The organism is Gordonia sp. C13, from assembly GCF_023218005.1.
Taxonomy (GTDB): Bacteria; Actinomycetota; Actinomycetes; order Mycobacteriales; family Mycobacteriaceae; genus Gordonia; species Gordonia namibiensis.
Window position 1 is genome coordinate 129,572 of the sequence record NZ_JALPSY010000011.1, and the last position, 8,018, is coordinate 137,589.

The following is an 8,018-nucleotide window of genomic DNA, read 5'->3' on the forward strand; positions in this document are numbered from 1 at the left end:
CAGCGCAGTGTGACCCGGATCGCCGTCAATGGATAGGCTCGGGGTCATGAGCGCCTCCGATGCTGTTCCCGCGCACCCCGCCTACGGAGTGCTGCGGGAGGTCACGCCCTTCGCCTCGGTCCTGTTGTGCGACAACTCCGGGATGATGGAACTCGACGGCACCAACACCTATGTGTTGCGTGCGCCGGGTAGTGACGAGTGCGTCGTCGTCGATCCCGGTCCGCCGAAGTACAAGCACCACGCACGACGCCTCGCCGAACTCCCCGGGGTCGCACTGACCCTCATCACCCACCGGCATTTCGACCACACCGGTGGGGTCAAGCGCCTCCACAAGCGCACCGGCGCGCCCGTGCGCGCACGTCTCGGCGAGTTCTGTCGGAATGCGGAACCGCTGCGCGACCGCGAGGTCATCGAGATCGCGGGACTGCGGATCACCGTGCTGCACACGCCCGGACACACCGGCGACTCGGTGAGCTTTCTCGTCGAGCACGAGGATCAGCGCGCGGTACTGACCGGGGACACGATCTTGGGAAGTGGCACCACCGTACTGGACCCCAGCGACGGCGGGCTGCGTGACTACCTGAACTCCCTCAACCGGCTGATCGTCGAGGGCGAGGGTGCCGCACTGCTCCCCGCGCACGGCCCCGAACACCCCGACCTCGTCCCGGTCGCCCGGTTCTACAAAGCCCACCGCGAGGAGCGGATCGACCAGATCGTGGCCGCCCTCGACGACATGGGCGTGTCCCCGCACGAGGCCAAGCCGATGAAGGTCGTGCGCCGGGTCTACTCCGACGTCGACAAGAAGTTGTGGCCGGCCGCGCGGATGTCGGTGAAGGCGCAGCTGGAGTATCTGCGCGAGGCCTGACCCTTCGAGGCTCGCTTCGCTCGCACCTCAGGGAGCGAGGGCAGACCCGATCCGGTCGCACCTCAGGGAGCGAGGGCAGACCCGGTCCGCTCGCACCTCAGGGAGCGAGGGGCAGACCCGGTCCGCTCGCACCTCAGGGAGCGAGGGGCAGACCGGTCCGCTCGCACCTCAGGGAGCGAAGGACAAAACCAAGAGCCGCTCGTTCCCGGAGGAACGAGCGGCTCTGTGGTTGTTCGAATCAGCGTGCGCGACGCGCCAGACGCTCAGAGTCGGCGATCAGGACGCTCTTGCCTTCGAGACGGAGCCAGCCGCGCTGGGCGAAGTCGGCGAGTGCCTTGTTCACGGTCTCACGCGAGGCGCCGACCAGCTGGGCGATCTCTTCCTGGGTCAGGTCATGGGTGACGCGCAGGGCGCCGCCCTCCTGGGTGCCGAAACGCTGAGCGAGCTGCAGGAGCTGCTTCGCGACGCGACCGGGCACGTCGGTGAAGATCAGGTCGGCGAGGTTGTTGTTGGTGCGGCGCAGACGACGTGCGAGCACGCGGAGCAGCTGCTCGGCGATCTCGGGACGGTCCTTGATCCAGGCGCGCAGGGCGTCGCGGTCCATCGACACCGCGCGGACCTCGGTCACCGTCGTCGCCGACGAGGTGCGGGGGCCCGGGTCGAAGATGGAGAGTTCGCCGAACATGTCCGACGGTCCCATGATCGTCAGCAGGTTCTCGCGGCCGTCCGGGGAGCGTCGACCGACCTTCACCTTGCCGGACATGATGATGTAGAGCCGGTCACCGGGCTCGCCTTCATGGAAGATCACGTGTCCACGAGGGAAGTCAACGGGCTGAAGCTGCTTGGTCAGCGCCGCGACGGCAGAAGGCTCGACGCCTTGAAATATGCCTGCCCGCGCCAGTACTTCTTCCACCTAGGGAACCTTTCTCGAAATCTTTGCTACAGCCACGTGTGAGATCGCGCCCTTGGATACGCTACCCCGCGAACCAGCATATGTGTTGAATGGGTCACTGACGCCGCATTGCGGGTGTGTCCGACGGACAAGATGCGGCGATTCGTCGATCATCGAGCGCCGGCAGGCTGGCGACACCGAGAAAGAGGCGTCGGGACGGCGTGTGCGAGCTGCTAGCGGATCAGCTGGCCCGCTGCGGCGAGGCGGCGTGATCGGCGGTCGCCGATTCGTGATCGAAGCGATGGAACCGCAACTCGTGCAGTTCGGCGGGCGCGGAATCGCGCGGCGGCTTGCCGGCGTTCTGGGACCCCGTGCGGTCGATGAATTCGTCGACCTCGTCGTTGGAGACGGACACGCGGTCGACCCGGGCCTGCAACTTGTCCATGCCCATGGCGAAGAGCATGAGTACAGCCGGGAACAGCAGTGCTGCGAGACCATGCATGGGGACAAGTAAACACAAAAGACCCCGCAGAATCCTCATCGGACAAGGCGACGTCACTGACTTGTTACCTGACCGTAGGTTGCGGCACTCATTTCGGCCCGTCGAGCCGGGTAGCTCACACCGAAGCGCGAACGACGGCTGTGACCTGGGGAGATGGGGTCGACAGGCCGGTTCGGCACGGCCACCCACAGCCGTGGTGAGCGGAGTTCGTGCAGGGCATCGCTAACCTGAATCACGTGAGCGCACGTAAGGCTGCGTCCGTGGGTGAGGCCCCGGCTCGCAAGCAGGAGACCCACCTCGGGCTGGTCCGACGCGCGCGCCGGATGAACCGCACCCTCAAGATCGCGTTCCCGCACGTCTATTGCGAACTCGACTTCACCAACCCGCTCGAGCTGTCGGTCGCCACCATCCTGTCAGCTCAGTGCACTGACGTGCGGGTCAACCAGACCACCCCGGCGCTCTTCGCGAAGTACCGCACCGCCCGCGACTACGCCGAGGCCGACCGCACCGAACTCGAGGAGATGATCCGTTCCACCGGCTTCTACCGGAACAAGGCGAACTCGATCATCGGCCTCGGCCAGGCCCTCGTCGAGCGGTACGACGGGGAGGTCCCGAACACGTTGAAGGACCTGGTGTCGCTGCCCGGTTTCGGTCGCAAGACGGCCAACGTCGTCCTCGGCAACGCGTTCGGGGTCCCCGGGATCACCGTCGACACCCACTTCGGCCGCCTCGTCCGACGCTGGCAGTGGACCGACGAGGAAGACCCGGTGAAGGTCGAGCACGCCGTCGGCGAGCTGATCGAACGCAAGGAGTGGACCGACCTGAGCCACCGCGTGATCTTCCACGGCCGGCGGGTGTGCCACGCCCGCAAGCCGGCATGCGGGGTCTGCATCCTTGCCAAGGACTGCCCGTCGGTGGGCACGGGCCCGATGGACAAGGCCGAGGCCGCCGCACTGGTCAAGGGCCCCGAGACCGAGCACCTGCTCCGACTGGCCGGACTCGCCGCCCCGTGAACGACAACGCCACCGAGCCGGCGACCCCGCAACCCGCCGATTCCCCCGCACCCTCCGCGCCGCCGACCTCCCGTTTCCCGGCCGCCGCGCGCTGGACCCTTGTCTTCGTCATCGTGATGATCGCGCTCATCGTCGCGATCTGGCCGCGCGGCGACGCCCCGTCGCCGACCACCGGTGCGCCACCGTCGGCCAGCGGCGCGCGTCCCTTCGACGCGCCGGTCGACGAGGCCCGCGTGGCACAGGCACGCGCTGACGCGAAGCTCGCCGACTGCCCGGTGACGGGCCTGCCGGAGAACCCGGACTCGGTGCTGGCCGGCATCGTCGAACCATGTCTGGGGACCGGCGCGCCATACGACCTCGGCGCCGCCACCGCCGGGAAGCCGCTCGTCGTCAACGTCTGGGCGCAGTGGTGCGGTCCCTGCAAGACCGAGCTGCCGTACTTCGAGGAGTTCGCGGCCCGAGCCGGCGACCGGGTCACGGTGCTGGCACTCCACGCCAAGGAGGGCGGGACCAACCCGTTCTTTCCGCTGACCCTGCTCACCGAGATCGGAGTTCGTTTGCCGTCCGTGCTCGATCCCGACGGCCGGGTGGCCGCCGCCATCACCGCACCGCGGGTCTTCCCGTCGACCGTCTTCCTGCGTCCCGACGGCACGATCGCCAAGGTCTACCCCGGCGTGTTCGACAGTCCGCAGGAGATCGCCGATGCGGTCGAGGAATACCTGGGCGTGACCGTATGAGTGACGACCCGCGCAGTAACCCGCACGTGGGCCCGCTCGTGCACCCTGACGAGATCCCGCCGTGGTTGCACGCCCTGACCGGCGATGTCGACGCTGTCTCCGAGAGCGTCAACAATCGAGGCGGGGACCGGACCCGGTGGGCCCAGATGTTCCGTCGCGACCGCCGTGCGGCCGCGGTCCTGGTGCTGTTCTCCGGTTCCTGGGAGGCCGCCGACGATCATCCCGGCGGTGTGCCCGCCGACGCCGAGGTGCTCCTGACCGAACGTGCGTCGACCCTGCGTCAGCACAGCGGGCAGGTCGCCTTCCCTGGAGGTGCGGCCGACCCGGGCGACGACTTCCCGGTCGGCACCGCGCTGCGCGAGGCGCGTGAGGAGACCGGTCTGGACGCGTCGGGCGTACACATCGTGGCCAACCTGCCGACCTTCCCGGTTCCGCCGTCGGGTTTCGACGTCGTGCCGGTGATCGGCTACTGGCGCGAGCCGAGCGAGGTGCGTGTCGTCGACCCGGGTGAGACCGCCCGAGTCGACCGCATCAACCTCCGCGAACTCCTCGCTCCCGAGAACCGCTTCCAGGTGCGCCGATCGGTCATGGGCGGACGGCTCTATCAGGGACCGGCCTTCTTCGTCGACGGCCTGCTGGTCTGGGGTTTCACCGGTGGACTCATCGCCGCCATCAGCGACGCGTCGGGCTGGGACCGACCGTGGGACAAGAACGATGTCCGGCCGTTGGACGAGATGATCGAGCTCGCAGGCAGTCGCCAGGAGTCGGGATTCAGCGCGGTCCATCCGCGCGGCACGACCGACCCCGACGCCGGACCCGGTGCGAGCTGATGACCGGTTCCACGTGGGTCGACGTCATCGTCATCGGCATCGCACTCCTCGCCGCGATCAGCGGTTACCGGTCCGGTGCGGTCGCCTCGGCACTCGCCTTCATCGGCGTCGCACTCGGTGCGGTCGCCGGACTGCTCCTGGCGCCGCATCTGATCGAGCGTTTCGACGACCTGCAGGTCCGCGTGCTCGTCGGGATCGCCGTCCTCGTCGTGCTGGTGGTCATCGGTGAGGTGGCCGGCATGGTGCTGGGCCGGGCCGCGCGCGGCGGCATCCGGTCGCCGGGACTGCGGGCCGTCGACAGCGGCGTGGGTTCGATCCTGCAGGTCGTCGCCGTGCTGCTGGCCGCGGGACTGTTGGCGATCCCGTTGCGCGGGTCCGCCGACCCGGCCATCGCCGGCGCCGTTCGCGACTCCAAGGTCCTGACCGGCGTCGAGGTGCTGTCGCCGCAGTGGGTCAACGACCTGCCCGGTGACTTCAAGGCGCTGCTCGACAGTTCGGGTCTGCCGAAGTTCCCGTTCCAGAGCACGCCGTCGACCAATGTGGATGCACCTGACCCGGCACTGACCGACCTACCTGTGGTCCGACAGGCGCGTCCGAGCGTCGTCAAGATCGAGGGTGTCGCTCCCAGTTGTCGCCAGGCCCTCGAGGGCAGCGGCTTCGTCGTCTCGCCCGAGCGCGTGATGACCAACGCCCACGTCGTGGCCGGCACCGAGCGGCTCGAGGTCGAGACCTCCACCGGGGCGCGGCTGCCCGCCAAGGTCGTCCTCTTCGACAGCGACACCGACATCGCAGTCCTCGACGTCCCCGGTCTCCGCGCGCCCGCGCTGAAGTTCGCCTCGCGGCCGGCATCGACCGGGGACGACGCCATCGCGCTCGGCTTCCCCGAGGCCGGACCGTTCTATGTCAGTCCGCTGCGTGTCCGGTCGACGTTCATGCACACCGGCGACGACATCTATCGGACCGGCCAGGTGACGCGCGAGGTGTATGCCGTGCGCGGATCGATCCGGCAGGGTAATTCCGGTGGGCCGCTGCTGAACTCGGACGGCGAGGTGCTCGGCGTCGTGTTCGGTGCGGCGGAGAACGCGGCCGACGAGACCGGCTTCGTGCTCACCGCCCGTCAGGTGCGCGCCGACTTCGACGAATCCGAGCGGCGAAGCGAGCGGGTGAGTACCAAGAGGTGCGTGCTGGCCTGATCCGCCGCGCCTTCTTGGCGGCGACGTCGTTGGTCGCCTCCGGTTCGGTCCGGAGGAACTCGAGGATCGCCTCGGTCACCGCGGCGGGCTGCTCCTGGTGCACGAAGTGCCCGCTGCCCTCGATCTGCCGGTAGGTCTGGTGCGCCGCCCACCGGTGGCCGTCGGCCATGGCGTCGCTGAGGATGTACGGGTCGTCGCGGCCACGGAGGGCGAGGACCGGCAGATGTAGCCGCTGGTCCATCAGCTCCATGAATCGCACCCCGTCGGGCCGGAACTGGGAGCGGAACGCCCAGCGCCGGTACTCCAGGCTGCAGTGAGCGACATAGGGGATCAGCATCGCCGACCGGTTCAGTTCGACGGTGTGTGCGTAGTCGGGTTTCGAGCGCCAGGACGACGACGATCGCTGCGCGAAGTAGTCGGCGATGAACGCCGCGTCGTCGCGGGTGATCTGCCGTTCGCCGACGCGCGGGATCTGATTGCGCAGGAAGAGGTCGAGGAACTGCGCCCGCTGACCGCGGTCACGCAGCGCGCGTCGTCGCAGTGCCCGTGGATGCGGAGACGCGACGACGACGATGCGGTCGACGACGCGGGGATGCAGGGTCGCGGTCGCCCAGCACACCAGGCCGCCGTCGGAGTGGCCGATGAGCGTGGCGCTGGTGTGCCCGAGGGCGCGGATGAGACCGTTGGTGTCACCGGCCAGGGTCCAACCGTCGTAGCCGCGCGGTGGTTTGTCGGTGTCGCCGTAACCGCGGAGGTCGACCGCCACGGCACGGAAACCGGCGTCGGTGAGAGCTGTCAGCTGGTGGCGCCAACTCCACCAGAACTCGCCGAAACCGTGGAGCAGCAGCACGAGGGGCCGGTCGCCGGCGGGAACCCCCGCCGGTTCGACCGCGTGGAACCGGACACCGTTGGCGCGGACGTCGAGGTGCTCCCAGTCGCCGGGAAGACGAACGCTCGACGGGTCAGGTGCCTCGCTCACGATTTATCCCTCGCGGGCGGGAGGAATCCTCGGGTGCGCCGGGACCTGCGGATGGCCGGGGCCGCGGTTGGGCAGCACGGTCGACAACTCGTTGACCGACTCCATCGTCTTCTTCGGTCCTCGGACCTTCTTGAAGAAGATGTAGCCGACGAACGCCGCGATGACGGTGACCACGACCAGGATCAGGAAGACGATCAGGAACGCCAGCCAGCGCCACACGAACTCGTCGAGCAGCTCGGCCAGGAAGAAAAAGAAGAAGAAGCTGGAGTACAGCGCCATCACGCCGGCGACGATCAGCAGACCCGTACCCGCGCCTGCCTTCTTGGCCTCACCGACGAGCTCGGCCTTGGCGAGGGCGACCTCGGACCGGAACAGGGTCGAGACGCTTGCGGTGGCGTCCTTGACCAGGCTCCCGATGCTCGGTTCACCGTTCGGACCGGCGTTCGCGTCCGAAAGAGGGATCGACGGGACGGAGTCCCGGCCCGCTTCGGGCAGGCCGTGCTCGTTGGGGCTCACTGAATCCTCCGTTGTTCGGCTGATGGCCATATGTTGCCATGCGGGGGCTGACGAGGTGGCGGCCCACCCGGCGAGATGCCGGTGAAAGTCCGCCGAAAGGCGGATGCGCCACCGGTGAAGTCCTCACCGGCGGCGCATCGACGCAGTCGTTCATGCTCCTGACGAGCTGCTCCCTGAGGAGCGAGCTTGCGAGCGTCTCTTGCTCCCTGAGGAGCGAGCTTGCGAGCGTCTCTTGCTCCCTGAGGAGCGAGCTTGCGAGCGTCTCGAAGGGTCAGGCCTTCTTCGAGCGGATCGCCTCGAAGACCGATGGGTCGACGAGGGTCGAGGTGTCGCCGAGTTCACGACCCTCGGCCACGTCCTTGAGCAGGCGGCGCATGATCTTGCCCGAACGCGTCTTGGGCAGCTCCGGCACGACGTTGATCTCACGCGGCTTGGCGATCGGGGAGATCTCCACCGACACCTGCTGGCGCAGCTCGGCGATCAGCTCGTCG

At 68.3% G+C, this 8,018-nt stretch carries 10 protein-coding genes; 5 read left to right on the forward strand and 5 right to left on the reverse strand.

All coding sequences use genetic code 11. The annotated features are described in order from the left end of the window. Nucleotides 1-46: 46 nt before the first annotated feature. Complete coding sequence (locus tag M1L58_RS11585) at nucleotides 47-865, forward strand: MBL fold metallo-hydrolase (RefSeq protein ID WP_248658999.1); 819 nt, start codon at nucleotides 47-49, stop codon at nucleotides 863-865. A gap of 238 nt (nucleotides 866-1,103) precedes the next feature. Here M1L58_RS11585 and M1L58_RS11590 read toward each other — a convergent pair whose 3' ends face one another. Next, nucleotides 1,104-1,778, reverse strand: a complete 675-nt coding sequence (locus M1L58_RS11590) for a Crp/Fnr family transcriptional regulator (RefSeq protein ID WP_005194565.1) — start codon at nucleotides 1,776-1,778, stop codon at nucleotides 1,104-1,106. A 220-nt stretch (nucleotides 1,779-1,998) separates the two neighbouring features. After that, nucleotides 1,999-2,259, reverse strand: coding sequence for a hypothetical protein (locus M1L58_RS11595; RefSeq protein ID WP_040535932.1), 261 nt, complete (start codon nucleotides 2,257-2,259; stop codon nucleotides 1,999-2,001). Nucleotides 2,260-2,468: 209 nt separating this feature from the next. Here M1L58_RS11595 and nth point away from each other — a divergent pair, with 209 nt between their 5' ends. From nth to M1L58_RS11615, 4 genes are read left to right on the forward strand one after another with little or no spacing between them, the layout of a single operon-like run. Further along, on the forward strand, nucleotides 2,469-3,272 hold the full coding sequence (gene nth, locus M1L58_RS11600) for an endonuclease III (protein WP_248659000.1): 804 nt from the start codon (nucleotides 2,469-2,471) through the stop codon (nucleotides 3,270-3,272). Continuing rightward, nucleotides 3,269-4,009, forward strand: coding sequence for a TlpA family protein disulfide reductase (locus tag M1L58_RS11605; RefSeq protein ID WP_154882030.1), 741 nt, complete (start codon nucleotides 3,269-3,271; stop codon nucleotides 4,007-4,009). Before nth ends, M1L58_RS11605 begins: the two co-directional genes overlap by 4 nt. Continuing rightward, nucleotides 4,006-4,839, forward strand: a complete 834-nt coding sequence (locus M1L58_RS11610; RefSeq protein WP_006866601.1) for an NUDIX hydrolase — start codon at nucleotides 4,006-4,008, stop codon at nucleotides 4,837-4,839. The genes M1L58_RS11605 and M1L58_RS11610 overlap by 4 nt, the downstream gene beginning before the upstream one ends. Further along, complete coding sequence (locus tag M1L58_RS11615) at nucleotides 4,839-6,032, forward strand: MarP family serine protease (RefSeq protein WP_154882031.1); 1,194 nt, start codon at nucleotides 4,839-4,841, stop codon at nucleotides 6,030-6,032. Before M1L58_RS11610 ends, M1L58_RS11615 begins: the two co-directional genes overlap by 1 nt. Here M1L58_RS11615 and M1L58_RS11620 read toward each other — a convergent pair. The 3 genes from M1L58_RS11620 to M1L58_RS11630 form a co-directional block, all read right to left on the reverse strand. Beyond that, the gene (locus tag M1L58_RS11620; protein ID WP_248659001.1) at nucleotides 5,947-7,011 is read right to left on the reverse strand and encodes an alpha/beta fold hydrolase; all 1,065 of its coding nucleotides are present in this window, start codon (nucleotides 7,009-7,011) and stop codon (nucleotides 5,947-5,949) included. The two genes, M1L58_RS11615 and M1L58_RS11620, sit on opposite strands and share 86 nt — an antisense overlap. A gap of 3 nt (nucleotides 7,012-7,014) precedes the next feature. Next, on the reverse strand, nucleotides 7,015-7,527 hold the full coding sequence (locus tag M1L58_RS11625) for a phage holin family protein (protein ID WP_005194581.1): 513 nt from the start codon (nucleotides 7,525-7,527) through the stop codon (nucleotides 7,015-7,017). Between the two features lie 271 nt (nucleotides 7,528-7,798). Then, nucleotides 7,799-8,018: AMP-binding enzyme (locus M1L58_RS11630; RefSeq protein ID WP_441316551.1), on the reverse strand; the 220-nt coding region annotated here is incomplete at its 5' end.

Excerpts from the sequence above, each read along its gene's own strand:
- M1L58_RS11615 (WP_154882031.1), top strand. The coding sequence starts at position 4,839 with ATGACCGGTTCCACGTGGGTCGACGTCATCGTCATCGGCATCGCACTC.
- M1L58_RS11595 (WP_040535932.1), bottom strand. The coding sequence starts at position 2,259 with ATGCATGGTCTCGCAGCACTGCTGTTCCCGGCTGTACTCATGCTCTTC.
- M1L58_RS11585 (WP_248658999.1), top strand. The coding sequence starts at position 47 with ATGAGCGCCTCCGATGCTGTTCCCGCGCACCCCGCCTACGGAGTGCTG.
- M1L58_RS11610 (WP_006866601.1), top strand. The coding sequence starts at position 4,006 with ATGAGTGACGACCCGCGCAGTAACCCGCACGTGGGCCCGCTCGTGCAC.